The organism is Mesorhizobium dulcispinae (genome assembly GCF_033977345.1).
Lineage (GTDB): Bacteria > Pseudomonadota > Alphaproteobacteria > Rhizobiales > Rhizobiaceae > Mesorhizobium > Mesorhizobium dulcispinae.
Window position 1 is genome coordinate 518,035 of sequence record NZ_JAVIIY010000003.1, and the last position, 16,696, is coordinate 534,730.

Annotated in this window: 16 protein-coding genes; 7 read left to right on the forward strand and 9 right to left on the reverse strand. The window is 64.8% G+C overall.

Annotated features, from left to right (window positions below; all coding sequences use genetic code 11):
* Positions 1-6: 6 nt before the first annotated feature.
* Together betI and RFN30_RS10430 are read right to left on the reverse strand one after the other, a co-directional pair.
* Positions 7-711 (reverse strand): transcriptional regulator BetI, encoded by a 705-nt coding sequence (gene betI, locus RFN30_RS10425; RefSeq protein ID WP_320261991.1) that lies wholly within the window; start codon positions 709-711, stop codon positions 7-9.
* A gap of 6 nt (positions 712-717) precedes the next feature.
* Positions 718-1,512 (reverse strand): class I SAM-dependent methyltransferase, encoded by a 795-nt coding sequence (locus tag RFN30_RS10430; protein WP_320261992.1) that lies wholly within the window; start codon positions 1,510-1,512, stop codon positions 718-720.
* A 214-nt stretch (positions 1,513-1,726) separates the two neighbouring features.
* Between RFN30_RS10430 and RFN30_RS10435 the strand changes: the two genes are divergently transcribed.
* From RFN30_RS10435 to RFN30_RS10450, 4 genes are all read left to right on the forward strand, one after another.
* Entirely contained in the window at positions 1,727-3,346 is a 1,620-nt protein-coding gene (locus RFN30_RS10435; protein ID WP_320261993.1) for a phytoene desaturase family protein, read from the forward strand.
* On the forward strand, positions 3,333-4,907 hold the full coding sequence (locus tag RFN30_RS10440; protein ID WP_320261994.1) for a phytoene desaturase family protein: 1,575 nt from the start codon (positions 3,333-3,335) through the stop codon (positions 4,905-4,907). Before RFN30_RS10435 ends, RFN30_RS10440 begins: the two co-directional genes overlap by 14 nt.
* Before the next feature lie 211 nt (positions 4,908-5,118).
* Positions 5,119-6,357, forward strand: coding sequence for an aminomethyl transferase family protein (locus RFN30_RS10445; protein WP_320261995.1), 1,239 nt, complete (start codon positions 5,119-5,121; stop codon positions 6,355-6,357).
* 1 nt (position 6,358) lies between these two features.
* Positions 6,359-6,622, forward strand: a complete 264-nt coding sequence (locus RFN30_RS10450; RefSeq protein ID WP_320261996.1) for a hypothetical protein — start codon at positions 6,359-6,361, stop codon at positions 6,620-6,622.
* Positions 6,623-6,629: 7 nt separating this feature from the next.
* On the opposite strand, the gene RFN30_RS10455 is transcribed toward RFN30_RS10450, so the two are convergent.
* The 4 genes from RFN30_RS10455 to RFN30_RS10470 form a co-directional block, all read right to left on the reverse strand.
* On the reverse strand, positions 6,630-7,688 hold the full coding sequence (locus RFN30_RS10455) for a dipeptidase (protein WP_320261997.1): 1,059 nt from the start codon (positions 7,686-7,688) through the stop codon (positions 6,630-6,632).
* Between the two features lie 293 nt (positions 7,689-7,981).
* Entirely contained in the window at positions 7,982-8,281 is a 300-nt protein-coding gene (locus tag RFN30_RS10460; protein ID WP_320261998.1) for a GNAT family N-acetyltransferase, read from the reverse strand.
* The gene (locus tag RFN30_RS10465; RefSeq protein WP_320261999.1) at positions 8,274-8,912 is read right to left on the reverse strand and encodes an alpha/beta hydrolase; all 639 of its coding nucleotides are present in this window, start codon (positions 8,910-8,912) and stop codon (positions 8,274-8,276) included. The genes RFN30_RS10460 and RFN30_RS10465 overlap by 8 nt, the downstream gene beginning before the upstream one ends.
* A 3-nt stretch (positions 8,913-8,915) precedes the next feature.
* Complete coding sequence (locus RFN30_RS10470; protein ID WP_320262000.1) at positions 8,916-9,848, reverse strand: VOC family protein; 933 nt, start codon at positions 9,846-9,848, stop codon at positions 8,916-8,918.
* A 216-nt stretch (positions 9,849-10,064) separates the two neighbouring features.
* Between RFN30_RS10470 and RFN30_RS10475 the strand changes: the two genes are divergently transcribed.
* Positions 10,065-11,639: an alkaline phosphatase family protein gene (locus RFN30_RS10475; RefSeq protein ID WP_320262001.1), complete on the forward strand. Its 1,575-nt coding sequence runs from the start codon at positions 10,065-10,067 to the stop codon at positions 11,637-11,639.
* 67 nt (positions 11,640-11,706) lie between these two features.
* On the opposite strand, the gene RFN30_RS10480 is transcribed toward RFN30_RS10475, so the two are convergent.
* Positions 11,707-13,080 (reverse strand): PRC-barrel domain-containing protein, encoded by a 1,374-nt coding sequence (locus RFN30_RS10480; RefSeq protein WP_320262002.1) that lies wholly within the window; start codon positions 13,078-13,080, stop codon positions 11,707-11,709.
* 242 nt (positions 13,081-13,322) lie between these two features.
* Here RFN30_RS10480 and RFN30_RS10485 point away from each other — a divergent pair, with 242 nt between their 5' ends.
* Positions 13,323-14,243 (forward strand): diacylglycerol/lipid kinase family protein, encoded by a 921-nt coding sequence (locus RFN30_RS10485; protein ID WP_320262003.1) that lies wholly within the window; start codon positions 13,323-13,325, stop codon positions 14,241-14,243.
* Between the two features lie 11 nt (positions 14,244-14,254).
* Here RFN30_RS10485 and RFN30_RS10490 read toward each other — a convergent pair whose 3' ends face one another.
* Positions 14,255-14,458: a hypothetical protein gene (locus RFN30_RS10490; RefSeq protein ID WP_320262004.1), complete on the reverse strand. Its 204-nt coding sequence runs from the start codon at positions 14,456-14,458 to the stop codon at positions 14,255-14,257.
* A 142-nt stretch (positions 14,459-14,600) separates the two neighbouring features.
* On the opposite strand from RFN30_RS10490, the gene RFN30_RS10495 reads away from it, so the two are divergent.
* Positions 14,601-16,124 carry a sensor histidine kinase gene (locus RFN30_RS10495; RefSeq protein ID WP_320262005.1) on the forward strand — a complete coding sequence of 508 codons (1,524 nt, stop codon included), beginning with the start codon at positions 14,601-14,603 and terminating at the stop codon, positions 16,122-16,124.
* 105 nt (positions 16,125-16,229) lie between these two features.
* On the opposite strand, the gene RFN30_RS10500 is transcribed toward RFN30_RS10495, so the two are convergent.
* Complete coding sequence (locus RFN30_RS10500) at positions 16,230-16,694, reverse strand: phage holin family protein (RefSeq protein ID WP_320262006.1); 465 nt, start codon at positions 16,692-16,694, stop codon at positions 16,230-16,232.
* Between the last annotated feature and the right edge of the window lie 2 nt (positions 16,695-16,696).

Genomic DNA, 16,696 nt, shown 5'->3' on the forward strand with positions numbered 1-16,696 from the left:
CCGGTCTTATTGGCCGGCTGTTGCTAACCCGTAATGTTTCGGGAAGGCGGCGGCCAAGAAGGCGTTGGCCGCCTGCAGCGCGGTCTCGCGCGTGGTGTCCTGCGTTCCCATCATCAGCCGCAGCCACAGGCCTTCCAGCATCGCCGAAAGCGCCAGAGCCATGACCTGCGGCTCGTAGGCGTAACCGCCGCTTTGCTTCAGCGTCGCGCAGAGATCGATGAAGACCTGTTGGTAATAGGCATCGCGCGAGCTGCTCAGCGCCTGGTAGGTCGGCCGCGACTTCGCTTCGCCCCAGAAGGCGCACCAGGCGGCGAGCTTGCGCTTGTTGCAGATCGAGCGGTCGAAATCGGCCCACACCAGCGCCTGCAGCTGTCTCGCCGGATCGTCGCCGGCCTTTTGCAGCGCGGTGCGCCAATGCGCCGAATACTCGTCATACATATGCTGCAGCGTGGCGACGAGCAGCTTCTCCTTGCTCTCGAAATGGAAGTTAACGATGCCGCGCGAGAGCCCCGCGCCGTCGGCGACATCGGCCATCGTCGTTTCCGCATAACCGCGCTTGGCCAGTGAATCGATCGTCGCCTCGATCAACTGGAGCCGCCGGACCTCCTTTGAGGCCTTGCGGCCGCGCTTCTCAGCGTCGCCTTTTCGTGCCGGTTCAGGCAAGGCTTCCCTGGCCTCTGCGTTCTTCATGAGCGTGACGGTCTCCAGCATTGCCGGCTACCCAACCGGCTTCCAACCGCGCAGATGAGTGGGACGGTGCTCCCCACTGTCAAGCACCTTCTGCATCGCCTCCCAGGTCCGGATGTTCTTGTCGACATAGGCCGCGCCGACCGCGGCGGCGACGGGTTGATAAAGCGGTCCCTTGAGGCGAGCCAGTTCCTCCCGCGCGACCTCGCGGTACCACGGATTGCGGTCGCGGACGGCGATATCGCAGAAGCCCGCACGGCGCATCGCTTCGGTGTAGCGCGCCGGCGAGGCCATGGCGAAGGACAGGCCTTCCGCCGCGACATAGGCCTTCATGTCCGCAGACGGCTCGCCGTCATGCGAGATCATCCAGTTCGACGCGGCGAAGACACCGCCGGGTTTCAGCACGCGAAAAATCTCCGCGAAAAGCGCGTCCTTGTCCCGCACATGCAGCAGCGCATCCTTGGAGAAGACGACGTCGAAGGAGGCGTCGGCGAACGGCAGTGGCCCCGGCGGCGCCTGGACGAAACGGACGTGGTCTTGGAGACGCAGCTTCGCTGCCTTCCGCCTCGCCGCCTCGATCACCGGCCGCTCGACGTCGAAGCCCGTTGCATGCGCAGCGCCGTGCCGCTCGACCAGATGCAGCGTGATGCCGCCGGCGCCGCAGCCGATATCGAGGATGGTCTTGCCCTTTAGCGATAAGCCCTCGACCACGCGGTCGACTTCTTCAGGACCGCCCGGCGACAGGTAACCATCACCCCAGAGCGCTTCGAGGAAGCGGATGGCGGTGTCGTCATATTCCGGCTCGGCGTCAGCCGTTTCGATCATCGGACTCCAGTCCCAAAATGCCGATGTGGGCCCATTCAGTGATTCAGAGCCCGAAATTTGTGCAAAGCCTAGCGCATCAACGGAAAAACGCAATATCATTTGTTGAACATTCATTCAGAATGGCTGGACAAAAAGCCGCGATCCGTGCCAAATTCCGCGCATCGGGGAACAAATAGCCCAGAAAAGAGGGCAGCCGGACGGAGGGTGAGCGCACATGAAGGCGTGGGACGCGATCGTCATCGGCGGCGGCCACAACGGGCTGGTCAACGCCTGCTATCTGCAGCGCGCCGGGCTGGACGTGCTGGTGGTCGAGAAGAACGACTGGGTCGGCGGCGCCGCGACCAGCCGCGAGCTGACGCCGGGCTTTCTCTACTCCAACTGCTCCTATGTCTGCTCGCTGTTCCGGCCCGAGATCATGCGCGACCTGGAGCTGCCTCGCTTCGGCCTGCAGGTGATCTCCTACGAGGGCGGCGCCGTGTTCACGCGCGACGGCGACTATCTCGCCAACTACCGCGACCACGATGCCCATCGCCGCGAGTTCGCCCGCTTCTCCAGGCGCGACGCCGAGGCCTATGACCGCTATTCGCGCGACGTCACCCGGCAATGCCGTTTCATCCAGCCGCTGCTGATGCGCACCGCGCCCGATCCGACCAGTCTCAGGCCGCGCGACATTGGCGAATTACTCTATCTCGGCAAGAAATTCGCCGGTCTCACCGCCGAGGAGATGGCGCTGACCTTGCGCTTCTGGACGATGTCGATCTCCGACTTCCTCGACGAGTATTTCGAGACCGACGTCATCAAGGCGAACTTCGCGCTTTCCGGCATCATCGGCACCGCGCTCGGGCCGATGTCGCCGGGCACCGCCTATGTGCTACTCCACCACTACATGGGCGAGGTCGACGGCTCGGTCGGCGCCTGGGGCTATGCGCGCGGCGGCATGGGCGCCGTCACCAAGGCGCTGGCCGCCTCCTTCAAGGCTAGCGGAGGCACTATCCGGACCGGCGCCGAGGTCGATCATGTGCTGATCAGGAATGGCAAGGCCAACGGCGTCGTGCTCGCCGGCGGCGAGGAGATCTACGGCAAGCTCGTCATCTCCAACGCCGACGTCAAGCGCACCTTCCTCAAGCTGGTCGAGGAGAAGGAACTGCCCGACATCTTCCTGAGGCGCGTCAGGAACTTCAAAATCCGCGGCTCGTCCGGCAAGGTCAACATCGCGCTGGATTCGCTGCCTGAATTCCCGGCTTTGCCGAAGGACTCGCCGGTCTATCGCGCCGACATGCACTTCACCGATTCCATCGAGCGCATGGAGCGCGCCTATGACGACTGGAAGGCCGGGCGCTGGTCGGCCGACCCCTTCCTCGACATGATGATCCCGACCACGCTCGACCCGACCATGGCGCCGCCGGGAAAACATTTCATGAGCTGCTTCGTGCAATACGCGCCGCCCAAGATCGACGGACGCGACTGGACCGACGCCGACCGCGACGGCTTCGCCGAAAGCGTGATTGCGCAGATCGCCGAATATTCGCCCGGATTCCGCGACCGCATCGTCCATATGGAGGTGCGCACGCCGCGCGAGATCGAGGCCGAAGTCGGCCTGACCGAAGGTAACATTTTTCAGGGCGAGCTCACCTTCGACCAGCTGCTCTTCAACCGCCCGGTGCCGGGCTACGCGCAATACCGCTCCCCCGTTGGCGGGCTCTACATGTGCGGCTCCTCCACTCATCCGGGCGGCGGCGTCATGGGCGCTCCCGGACGCAACGCCGCCGCCGAGATCTTGCGCGATCTCGCCAAGCCAACCCTGCACATGAGCCCGGCCCATGACGTCATCTGAAGTGAACTGGGATGCCATCGTCATCGGCGGCGGCCACAACGGCCTTGTCGCCGCTGCCACGCTTTCGAAATCGGGCCGCAAGGTGCTGCTGCTCGAAGCCGGCAACGAGGTCGGCGGCGCCGCCCGCACCGAGGAATTCGCGCCCGGCTTCCGCGTCTCCAAGGTCGCCCATCTGCTCAATCGCCTGCATCCCGATGTGGTGAAGACGCTTGAACTGGAGCGCCATGGGCTGAAGGTCGAGCGCGGCGACTTCGTCCCGTCGGTCGCGCTGTCGAAGGACGGCCCGCTGGTGCTGCACGGCGCCTATGGTGAGGTGCTGACGGGCGCGAGCCCTTCGGAGCAATCCGCCTGGAAGGAGCTGCGCGCGCAGTTGCTGCGCTATGCCGGCGTCCTGAAACCTTTCCTGTCGCGTCGGCCGCCGGACCTTGCCGGCATGTCGTTTGCCGAAATGACCGGGCTCGGCCAGACCGCGCTGGCGCTGAAGAAGCTCGGCAAGGAAGACATGCGCGACTTCTTGCGCGTGCTTTTGATGAACGTCTACGATCTGCTCGACGAGCAGCTTTCGGATGCCAGGCTGAAAGGCCTGCTTGCTTTCGACGCGACACTCGGCTCGCACCTCGGCCCGCGCTCGCCGACCTCGCTGCTCGGCCTCTATTATAGGCTGGCCGGCGAGATCGGCGGCCTTGCCGGCGCGCAGATGCAGCCGAAAGGCGGCATGGGCGCTGTCGTCGCCGCCATCCGCTCGGCCGCGGAAAAGGCCGGGGTCTCGATCCGCCCGGCATCGCCGGTCGCCAAGGTCATCGTCGAGAAAGGCCGCGCCATCGGCGTCGTCACGCAAAGCGGCGAAACACTGCGGGCCAAGACCGTCGTCTCCGCGATCAATCCGGCGACCACCATTCTCGATCTCGTCGGGCCGCGCGAGGTCGATACCGGCTTCTTGCGCAAGGTGAAGAACATCCGCATGAAGGGCGATGCGGCGAAGCTCCATCTGGCGCTCGACCGGCCACCGCAATTCGTGGGCGTCGATACCGCCGGCCACAAGGGGCGGCTGGTCATCGCGCCTTCGCCCGACCATGTCGAGCGTGCCTTCAACCCGTCGAAATATGGCGAATTCTCGCCGGAGCCGGTGATGGAGATCACGCTGCCCAGCCTGGTCGATTCTTCGCTGGCGCCGTCCGGCGCCTGCGTGCTCTCGGCCGTGGTGCAATATGCGCCCTATGCGCTGAGAGAGGGCTGGACCGCCGGCAAGCCGCAATTCCTCAAGGCGATCATGGCGCAGCTCGAAGCCTATGCGCCGGGCATCGGCGCGACGGTGCGCCATGCCGAGCTGCTCACGCCCGCCGACATCGAAGCCCGTTACCGCATGCCCGGCGGCCACTGGCACCATGGCGAGCTGCAGGCCGACCAGATGCTGATGTCGCGGCCGGTCTCCGGCTGGTCGGGCTACGACACGCCGCTCGATGGACTGTTCCTCGCCGGCGCCGGCTCACATCCGGGCGGCGGCGTCTCCGGCGCGCCCGGCCTCAACGCCGCGCGCCGCATCATCGCGATGAGGGCCTAGGGATGTTTTTGCAAATCGCCAAAGCTGCGCTCTACGGCGCCCCCCTCTGTCCTGCCGGACATCTCCTCCTCAAGGGGGGAGATCAGCAGCTCGATTTGTCGGCGCCTTTCTTGCGATGTCGGACATTGGCGAAATCGCCGGCGACAGCCAATCTCCCCCCTTGTGGGGGAGATGTCCGGCAGGACAGAGGGGGGCGCGAAGGAACGCCGTCATGAATCAGCATCCCACTATCAAGCCGTCGCTCGACGCTCGCACCATTGCGCAATCGCACTTCCGCACGCTCCGGCTTGGCACTCCCTTCCAGCCGCGCATCGACGCGCTGGGGCTGAAGCAGGATTGGTATAACTGGGCCGGCTACCGCGCGCCGCATTCGCTGTGGGACGAGGAGCTCGAATATTTCGCCATCCGCAGCCAGGCGGCTCTCTTCGACATCTCGCCGATGACGAAATACCGGATCGAGGGACCGGACGCCGAAGCCTATTTGGACCGAGTAACGCTGCGCGATGTGACAAAGCTGAAGCCCGGCCGCGTCCACTACACCGCGTGGTGCGACGACGAGGGCTTTGTCCTCGATGACGGCACGCTGTTCCGGCTCTCGCCGACGCGCTTTCGGCTGTGCTCGCAGGAGCGGCATCTGCCCTGGCTGCTCGACAGCGCACTAGGCTACGACGTCATCGTCGAGGAAGAGACCGAAGCGGTAGCCGGGCTTGCGCTGCAAGGCCCGACCTCCTTCGCCGTCCTGCGCGATGCGGGCTTCGTCGGCGTCGAGCAGCTCAAGGTGTTCGACCTCGCCGAGTTTGCACATGACGGCGCCACCCTTACGATTTCGCGCACCGGCTTCACCGGTGATCTCGGCTATGAGCTGTTCGTGCCGGCGGAGAAGGCACTAAGCGTCTGGGACCGGCTGATGGCGGCGGGCGAAAAGCGCGGCATCCGCGCTATCGGCTACATCGCGCTGAACCGCGCCCGGCTCGAAGCGGGCCTCATCGTCGCCAATGCCGACTTCACCACCGCCGAGCACGCCATCCGAGCCGACCGCCTGCGCATGCCGGACGAGATCGGCCTCGGCTTCATGGTCGATCCGGAGAAGGGCCACTTCAACGGCCGCCGCGCCATCCTGGAAGCGCGCGCAAAGAAGAAGCTGCGGCACGTGCTGGTCGGGCTGGAGATCGAAGGCAACATCCCGGCAGAGCACGCGATCGTCTATTATCGCAAAAGCCAGGAAGTGGGTCTGGTGAGTGCCGCCATGTGGTCGCCGATGGCCAAGGGCAACATCGCCATCGCCTCATTGCAGCGGCCCTATGGCGACACGATCGTCGACGACCTCTGGGTCGAGATTTACGCCATGCGCGAGTTGCAATACCAGAAGCTGATGAAGCGGGCGAAAGTGGTGCCGCGGCCGTTTATCAAGCTCGACCGCCGCACCGCCAATCCGCCGGCGGATTTTTGATATGGCAAGCGAAGCGGACGACCTGGAAGCGGACGCGGACGCCGCCGAGCAGTGGCAGCTGGTCAACACGCCGCTCGGCGAGATGTGGTCCGGCCGCACCCGCTACGCGGCGGCCATGTATTTCTTCAAGCGCAGCGAGATGAACGCCGAAACGCTCGAGGTCTACCGCATCTGCGCCCGGCTCGACCATGAGGATCCCTTGCCGATCATCCGCGACCGCGGTGTTGGCAAGGAATGGCTGAAGCGTATGGGCTACGCGCCGTAAGCACGCTTCAACCTATCGTGCGTTCAAGCACACTCAGCCAATTGCGATAGGCGATCTTCTCGATCAGCGCGCGCCCAAAACCGCGCGCGGCGAGCGCATCGGTGAGCTTGGGCAGGCCGGCGACGTCGCCGATCACTGCCGGGATCATCGCGCCGTCGAAGTCCGAGCCGAGGCCGACACCATCCTCACCCAGCGCCTGCAGCAGCGAATCGATGTGGCGCACCATGATGTCGAGGCCGGTGTCGGCATTCATACGGCCGTCCTCGCGCAGGAAGCCGGTGGCGAAGTTCAGGCCTACCATGCCGCCCGTTTCGCGGATCGCGCCGAGCTGCCAGTCGGTCAAGTTGCGCGAATGGCCGCAGATCGCATGGACGTTGGAATGGGTCGCGACCAGCGGCGCATCGCTAAGCGCCGCGACGTCGCGAAAACCCTTCTCGTTGAGATGCGACAGGTCGATCATGATCCTGAGTTGGTTGCAGGCCTTGACCAGCGCCTTGCCGGCATCGGTGAGGCCGGGCCCGGTATCCGGCGAGGACGGAAAGCGGAACGGCACGCCGTTGCCGAAGGCGTTGGGCCGGCTCCAGACGATGCCCAGCGAACGCAGGCCGGCGGCGTGCAGCACGCCGAGCATGGCAAGCTCGGGATCGATCGCCTCGACGCCCTCGATGTGGAACACTGCCGCGATCGAGCCCTTCGCCATCGCCTCGCGCACGTCGCCGGCGCTGCGGCAGACGGTCAGCGCGCCGGCGCGCTCCAGCCTGAACAGGATCGAGGCCATGCCGATGGTCGACGTGATCGCCTCGGCGCGCGGCAGCTCCGGCGGCAGAGGTTCGTTGTCGCTCGGCGCCGGCGGCACGGCGCTGCGCTTGGTCTTTTCGATCGGCGGCGGGAAGATCGCGAACATGCCGCCGGCAAAGCCGCCCTTTTTGGCGCGCGGCAGGTCGATATGACCGCCCGGCGTGCCCTCGATGAACAGCTTTTCGACATCCGTTTCCTTCGACTGGTAGAGCCGAAGCAGCGTGTCGTTGTGGCCGTCGAACACGGGGATGAGGTCGGTTTCGGTCATCAAGGAAGCCATTCAATTCGGTGACAGAGCGAGGCGGGGCGAAGATTGCGTCCGAGCGAACTGTCTACTTAGGCAAGATGGCCGAACTGCGCAAATGCCAGACGCGTGTTCGCATTTATGGCTGGGTGGCTGGATATCCCTTCTCCTTGCGGGAGAAGGTGGCCGAGCAAAGCTCGGTCGGATGAGGGGTACTCCAGCTTGGCCAAGGCGGCGATCCGTCACCCACCCCTCAACCGTCTCGGCGCTGCGCGCCGATCCACCTTCTCCCACAGGGGGAGAAGGGGAAGACGGTGCTACTGCTTCAGCACGTCAGCCCATTCCGGGTGGCGGCGGAATTGGGCGTTGGCGAAGGGGCAAAGCGGGATGATTTTCTTGCCCGCCGCACGCGCGTCCTCGACGGCGCGGGTAACGAGGCGCAGCCCGGCGCCCTGGCCGCGAAAGACGTCCGGCACCTCTGTGTGATCGATGATGAGCTGATGCTCGCCGATCTTGGTGACGGTCATCTCGGCCTCGGCGCCGCCGGGACCGCGCAGCACGTAGCGACCCTTGGAGCCGTGGTCTTCCAGTTCGATCTCGGGCAGCTGGTCAGCCATTGTTCTTGCCTCCTTCGGCGGCGGGCGCGGAGGCGAAGAGCTGCCGCGCCGCTTCGATTTCATTCGGCCGCACCTCGTGCCCGCCGTCGTGCCATTCCACTGTGACATCGGCCCCGTCGGCACGCAAATAGGCCTCGAGCCGCGCCGTCAGGTTCGGCGGGCAGATCGGATCGCGCCTGCCGGCCGTGATCAGGATATGGCGGCCGGCAAGGCTGCCCTTCACTTCCGGCTCGAACGGGATCAGCGGATGCATGAGCGCCGCGGCATCGAACAAGGTCGGCTCCGCGAACACCACCGAGGCCAGGATGTTGGCGCCGTTGGAATAGCCGAGGCCGAACACCGCCGAAGGCTTTGCCGCCTCGACCTGCGCCTTGACGAAGCCGGCCATCTTGGCCGTCGCCCGCGCGAGGTCGTCCATGTCGTAGACGCCCTCTCCGGTGCGGCGGAAGAAGCGAGCAGCGCCATGCTCGGACACGTCGCCGCGCGGCGAGACTATCGTCGCCGAAGGTGCAAGCTCGCGGCCGAACGACAGGAGCTGGTTCTCATCCGCCCCGGTGCCATGGAAGACGAAGAGCAGCGGGCTGCCCGGCGTACCGGGCAGCAGCTTGTGGATGTAGGCGTCCTTGCTCATGGCTTAGTCTTCCAGCTTCTGCAGGTGCTGTTCGAGATAGGGCCTCAGATGCTGATGCTGCGTCGGCAGCTTCAGCGCCTCGCCGAGATGCGCGGTGTCCTCGTCGCGATTGAAGCCCGGCTCGTTGGTGGACACCTCGAACAGCACGCCGCCCGGGGTGCGGAAATAGATCGCCCAGAAGTAATCGCGATCAATGACCGGCGTCACGCCGTAGCCCGTGTCGACCAGCGCCTTGCGCACTTCGAGCTGTCTGGCGCGATCCTCGACCGCGAAGGCGACGTGGTGCACCGAGCCGGCGCCGAGATTGGCAAAGCCCGCGCCGGGCAGCGATTCGATGTCGACGATGTCGGCGCCGTTGCCGTTCTTGATCGCCATCCGGCGGATGTTGCCGGACTTGTCGACCTCCTCATAGCCCATGAACTTCAAGAGCTCCTCGGTGGCGCCGCCGTCCTTCAGCCTCAGCGCGACCGAGTGGAAGCCGCGGATCGCCTCGTCGCCGGGAACCCCGCCCTTCACCCAGGGCGCTCTGCTGTCGGCCTTGTCCTCGACCAGCGCAAAACTGTCGCCGTCCGGACCGGTGAAGGAGAGCCGCTTCTCGCCGAAGCTTGTCGAGCGGGCAACGCCGCTCACGCCTTCATCGGCGAAGCGCTTTTCCCAATAGCCGAGCGTGCCTTCCGGCACCGAGAAGACCGTGGTGCCGACCTCGCCGACCCCGTGCCGACCCTTGCCGATATCCGGGAACGGGAAATAGGTCATCACCGAGCCCGGCGTGCCGACCTCGTCGGCATAGTAGAGGTGATAGACGTCCGGCGCGTCGAAGTTGACGGTCTTCTTGACCCGGCGCAGGCCGAGCTTCTTGGTGAAGAATTCGTTGTTCCGGCGCGCATCGCTCGCCATCGAGGTGACGTGATGCAGGCCCTTGATCTGATTGAGCATGATGCTGCTCCTTCCCTGTCCTTGCTGCGGCCCTCGCCGCTGTCCACGCCAATATGAGGATAGCGCCGACGATGGCAAAGCAGGCAAACACAGAATGGACTGTCTCATAAAAGTGAACGAACATATAGTTATGTTCACCGAACGATGAACTGCCTCGGCTTGCAACGCACGGAAATTTCGGCTCCATGAGCGGCGCGCCGTCTTGAGGAGAAGATCTTGGACAACCGAGTGAGCCGCCCGAATGTTCTGCTCATCACTTGCGACCAGTGGCGTGGCGATTGCCTGTCGGCCGCGGGCCATCCGGTGGTCAGGACGCCCAACGCCGACGCGCTTGCCGCCGAGGGCGTGCTCTTTCGGCGCCACTACGGCGGAGCGGCGCCCTGCTCGCCGGCGCGCGCCTGCCTCTATACCGGCCTCTACCAGATGAACAACCGCGTCTGCCGCAACGGTTCGCCGCTCGACGCCCGCCACGGCAACATCGCGCTTTCGGCGCGCGCGGCGGGTTATGACCCGACGCTGTTCGGCTATACCGATGTTGCGCCGGACCCACGCCAGCTCTCAGCCGAAGATCCACGGTTGAGGAGTTATGAAGGCGTGTTGCCCGGCTTCAGCGTCCGGCAGGCCCTGCCCGAACATCAGAAGCAATGGCTGTCCTGGCTGAGAATGCAAGGCATCGACGCCAGCGCCGGCAGCCCTGGCATCCATCGTCCGGCGGGCGAGCAGGGCAAGACCGGCGGCGATGTGAGCAACGCGCCGCCCATTTATTCGAAGGACCAGACGCCGACCGCCTTCCTGGCCGGCGAATTCATCCGCTGGCTTGGCGAGCAGGAGCGAGGCGCGCCCTGGTTCGCGCACATCTCCTTCATCAGCCCGCATCCGCCATTCATCGTGCCGGAGCCCTACAACACCATGTACGATCCGGCCGACGGCGCCGCTTTCAGGCGCGCGGCGACCTGGCAGGCCGAGGCCGAAACCCATCCCTATCTCGCTTACGATCTTGGCCGGCAGAAGCGGACGAAATTTGTTCCCAGTATCGACGGTAAGGTGCCGGACTGGAGCGAGGAAAATTTTCGCCGCATCCGCGCGATCTATTACGGCATGATCTCCGAGCTCGACGCACAGCTCGGCCGCATCTGGCAGGCTGTGAAGACGGCCGGCGCCTGGGACGACACTGTCATCGTTCTTACCTCCGACCACGCCGAGATGATGGGCGACCATTTCATGCTGGGCAAAGGCGGCTTCTTCGACGCCAGCTACCACATTCCGTTGATCATCCGCGATCCGGGCCGAAGAGCGGCAGCCGGCGCATCCATCGACCGCTTCACCGAGGCCGTCGACATCTTTCCGACCTTGCTCGACCTGATCGGCGCAGCACCCGAAGCGCATCTCGACGGCAGGTCGCTGGTGCCGTGGCTCGACGGCAAGGAGCCGGCCGACTGGCAGGACGCCGCGCATTGGGAGTTCGACTTCCGCTCGGTCGCCGACGGCGAGGCCGAGCATCATTTCGGCATCGGCTCACGCGACTGCAACCTGGCTGTCCTGCGCACCGACGACTTCAAATATGTCCATTTCGGCGGCGGCCTGCCCCCGCTTCTGTTCGATCTAACGAAGGATCCCGGCGAGCTGAGCAACGTCGCGAACGACCCCACCTATCTGCCGGTGCGTCTGGAGTTCGCCGAAAAGATGCTCGCCTGGCGTGCCAGGCACCTCGACCAGTCGCTGGCGCTGGCGGAGCTGACGGAGGGTGGAGTGGTTGGACATGTGGGTTGGGCCGTAGGCAGTAGGGAATAGGCAATAGGGGAAGCGGTTGAGAGCGCGACCCCTACTGCCTACTGCCTACTGCCTATTCCCTACTGCCTCACTTCAGCATCATCCTCTGCTGGTCGCGCTTCGTGGCATAGGTGCTCTTGTCATAGGCCGTCTGCGCCTGCAGCTGCTCCTTGGTGAAGTTGGTGTAGAGATATTTCTTGCCGCTCTTGTCGGTCATGAATTTGAGCTTGTCCATGCCGACCGCCACTTCCTTGGCGCCGATGCCGAGGAAGCCGCCGACGTCGACGATCACCGCATCCGGCTTATTGTCAGGAGTCAGCACGACATCACCGATGGTGCCGATCTTGGCGTCGTTCATGCCATAGACGGTCGCGCCCTTCAGGTCGTCACCGCGGATATTGTCCATCGGCATTTCGGTCAGCGTCGACTTGTCGATCGAGGCCGTCTTGGTCTCGTCGGTAGCGGACGTGCCAGTGTCCGCCGGTTTGTTTTCGGCTGTGGCTGGAGCCGGCGCCGCCGGCTTGTTCTCGGCGGTCTGAGCCGGCTGCGCGGGCTTGTTCCCCTTGTCGGCCGTGGTATCCGACGACGCAACGGCAGGTGTGGTGGTAGGCGGCGTTTCACTCGAAGAAGCCGTGCTTGTCGAGGCCGGCGCCGGATCGTAGGCCTTGCGGTTGAATTCCGGCTGCGCCTGCAGCTCCTCCTTCGTCGTCTCGGCAACCAGCCAGCGGTCCCCGTTCTTCTCCGCCCATTTTGCCTTGGCGAAGTCGAAGGTGACGTTCTTCGTACCGATGCCGAGGAAGCCGCCGACGCCGATGACGAGCGACTCGGCCTTGCCGTCCTTGGCGAGCACGATGTCCTTCACGTCGCCGATCTTCTGGGCGTCGTCGGCAGTGCCGTTGTAGACCGTTTCGCCCATGATGTTGGTGGCGAGATTGCCTTCCGCCTTCTTCACCGGTTCAGCTGGCTTGACGTTGAGATCCGCCGGCTTCTGAGCTCCGCCCGTATCGGTGGTTGAAGGCTGCGTGGCATCAGCCGACTGCGCGGGCGCCGGATCGTAAGGCTTGCGGTCGAATGCAGGCTGGGCATTGAGCTCATCCTTGCTCGTCTTGGCCACCAGCCACCGGTCACCGTTCTTCTCGGCCCATTCCAGCTTGTCGTAATCAAAGGCCACATCCTTGGCGCCGACGCCAAGGAAGCCGCCGACGCCGATGATGGCGGACTTGGCTTTGCCGCTTGCGTCGAAGACGATGTCGTCGACCTTGCCGATGTTCTGGGCGTCCTTGCCGGTACCGTCATAGACGGACTCGCCGATGATATTGGTCATGAGGGCGCCTTCCGAGCGGATTACGGGAGCCGGATTCTCGGCGGCGGGCGGCTGCGCCGGCGTTGGTGTTGTCTGCGCAAGCGCGCCGCTTGCGAGCAACGTCGCAAGCGCGGTCGTCGCAAAAAGGGTGCGGATCATGATGGTTCCTCCTCGTGCCTGGTTGGTGCACGCCGCACCGCAGGCCTTTGGCTACGCCGGCCCGATGCGGCACTGTTCCACGATTTCACAACGTCGTGAGCGGGGGCTTGTTCCAAAACAGCGGCGGCACTCCTCTGCGGGGGATTCCTGGCCTGCAAGGAACCTTTCGGCGGCCGTTTTCGTTTCAGCCTGCGGCTGAGGGGTCGTTTTCAGCCGGGGAATTGCAAGGAACGGAGCGGGGCATGCGGTTTGCTGCGGTGCTGAACCAGGACGGCGGCACGCTGCGCACGCTCGATATCTCGGCCTTTGCCGAACGTCTGCGCCAGACGCTCGAAGCCGCTGGCCATTCGGTTCAGGTCGACATCGTTGCCGGTCGCGAAATCGCCACGGCATTGGAAACGGCCATTGCGGAACGGAATATCGACGTCGTGATCGCTGGAGGCGGCGACGGCACGATTTCGACGGCGGCGTCCCTTCTCATGAACAAGAAGAAGGCCTTGGCCATATTGCCCGCCGGCACGATGAATCTCTTCGCGCGCGGCCTCGGCATCCCGCAGACGCTGGATGCGGCGCTGGAATCCTTCGCCGAGGGCGAGGTGGTGGCCGTCGACATGGCAAGCGCCAACGGCCAGCCTTTCGTGCATCAGTTTTCGATCGGCATGCATGCCAGGATGGTGCAGCTTCGGGCGAATATGGACTTTGGTTCGCGGCTGGGAAAGATGCAGGCTTCCGTTCGCGCGGCATGGGCAACGATCAAGAACCCGCGCACCCTCAAGGTGACCTTGAGCATCGGCAAGTCCGAGATCGTCACCCGCACAACCGGCATCGGCATCACCAACAATCTGTTCGGCGAAGGCCATCTGCCTTATGCGGACAATCCGGCGGGTGGCGTGCTGGGCATCTATGTCAGCGTCGCGCACAGACGCCACCATTTGGCGAAACTGCTCCTCGACATGCTGCGCGGCCGGTTGCGTGACAGCGAGCATGTCGAGATCCATCAGGCCGACAAGGCCGTTCTCAGGATCCATTCGCCGACGAAAAAGTTCAGCGCGGTCATGGATGGGGAACTGGTCAGGCTGGAACGCGAGACGGTGATCGAGATCCATCCCCGCGCCTTGAACGTGTTGGTTCCGGCAAGCAATGCGCAGGCCAAGGCGGCGTGATGACAAAGCGATCAGCCGCCTTGCGGGGGTTTCTGCCCGGCCGCCGGCGCCCCAGGCACACTCTGGTCGCTCGTCGGGCTCCTGATCATCTCGCCGTAGATCTCGACCGCGCCCCAGGCGATAAAGGCCAGCAACAACCCGACGACGAGGATTCTCAGCGCATGCCAGCCCCAATGCCCCTGGCGGGCTTTGTCTTCAGGAACGATCTTGGTCATTATCAGCCTCCATGTTGCGTGGCGGCGGGCGCTTCGGCATGGTCGGGTAACGGGCCCCTTCAGCGAAGGTTCCGAAGCCCAAGGCGAGGTTCTGCAGCGATCGGGCCGCCGCTTGTCGCCGGGCGTGGCGCATGGGGGATTGGTGGGTAGCAATGCAGCCAGCTTGCCGGCCGATGTCGGCCGCTTCGTCGAGGATGCGGGCCGGCTTGCCGTGCTCCGCGGCCTCAAGGCCATGGACGCGGCCAACGATCCCGACTTCGACCGCATCGGCGCTCTCGCCGCCGCGATGCTGGAAACGCCGGTCGCGCTGGTGACGCTGGTCGACACCGATCGCCAGTGGTTCAAGTCGCGGCTGGGCTTCGACGAGAAGGAGACGCCGACCGGCATCTCCTTCTGCGCCCATGCCATTGCGGCCGGCGACGATCCCATGGTGGTCACCGACGCCACGCTCGATCCGCGCTTTGCCGGCAATCCGCTGGTCACCGGCAAAGAGCATATCCGTTTCTACGCCGGCGCGCCGGTGATCGTTGCCGGCGTCAGGGTCGGCACGCTCTGCGTGCTCGACCGGAAGCCGAGGGCGTTTCCGGCCGATGCGAAGATCGCGCAGTTGAAAACGCTGGCCGAGCTTGCCGCCACCCTGTTCGTGCTCAAGGATGCCACGCGCAACGGCGCCATCGCCCAGGCGGAGCTGGCACGCGAGGAGAAGCGCCGCGCGATCGCGCTCGACGCCGCCTCGTTGGCGAGCTGGGCCTGGGACATCCGCACCGACATGATCGAGTGCGACACGCTTCTGGCGGAGCTTTTCAACCTGCCGCCGTCAAACCGGTTGAAGGCAAAGGACATCCTGCGCGCCATCGATCCCCGCGATGTCTATCAGACCGAGACGCGCTTCCGCGACGCGCTGAGTGGCAGCGACGACTGTTTTGGCGAATATCGGGTGAAGGGGCTTCATCCGGTCCGCTGGATCGCGACGCGCGGACGCGTCATCGAGCGCGACAGCGACGGCAGGCCGACGCTTATCTTCGGCGTCAACTACGACATCACCGAGCGCAAGTTCGGCGACGAGCGCCAGCGCCTGCTGCTTCGCGAGCTGAACCATCGCGTCAAGAACACGCTGGCGACGGTGCAGGCCCTGGCGACGCAGAGCGTGCGCCACGCCCGCCAGCCGAGCGAGTTTCTCGAAGCCTTCAGCGCCAGGCTGCAGGCGCTTGGCGCCGCCCACAGCCTGCTGTCGGACCGCGAATGGCGCGGCATCGGGATCGCCGAGCTGGCAAGGATCGAGGCGAGAGCCTTCGACGCCGGCGGCCGGTCCCGCATAAGGATTTCCGGCCCCGATCTCCTGCTCTCGCCGGATCAGGCCGTTGGGCTCGGCTTGATCCTGCATGAGCTCGCCAGCAACGCGCTGAGATACGGATCGCTCTCGGTTCCGTCCGGAAAAGTCGATCTGGAGTGGAAAACACAGGGTCGAAAGGGCGCGAGACGGCTGGTGCTGACCTGGCGCGAGAGCGGCGGACCCGAGGTCGAGCCTCCCGGCCGCCATGGCTTCGGCTCCATCCTGATCCGGCGCAGCCTGGCCAAGGTCATCGACAGCGAGGTGACCCACGTATACCGCCCCGATGGCGTCTTTGCCGAGATAGCGATGCCGCTCGAGCCGCTGCTGAAGTGACGAGATCGGAGCAATTCCAGGGACTGCGTAACGGTTTCCGTCTGGAATTGCGTAAGCACAAACAGTTAGACCAGGTCAGCGTTCCTGCCTGACGCTGAAACTGGTCTAAGAGGCACTGCCGGAATCCGGATCGTCCGGCCCAGGCTTCACATTCTCGCGGTAGATGGCGTAGGCGGCGAGCGCGATCGCGGGCGCGAGAAGCGCGCCCAGGCCACCCCTGCTCTTCGCAAACGCCGGAAGCAGCGCCAGCGCCGCGGTGATGCCGACCGCCGTCATGTCGGCCTTTCGCCTTCGCGCACGCTGCCGCGCCCGCGTGCCGGTGGTCAGCTTGTGGATCACGAGAATGAGCGCCGCCAACACCAGGAACCCCGCGCCAAAGCCCAGCGAAGTCGCTAGCGGCCCGTAGCGTGCGGCAAGCCAGATATAGGCGGCACCGACGAGGAAGCCGACGCCGCACAGGACGAAAATACCGGCAAGCCCGTAGAGGATTGCCGTCACGCGCGCTCTTTGCAAAGCGGCTGTCGCCTCGCCGGAGGCAAGGGCCGAAATCAGCGAAACCAGCGTCCCCATAT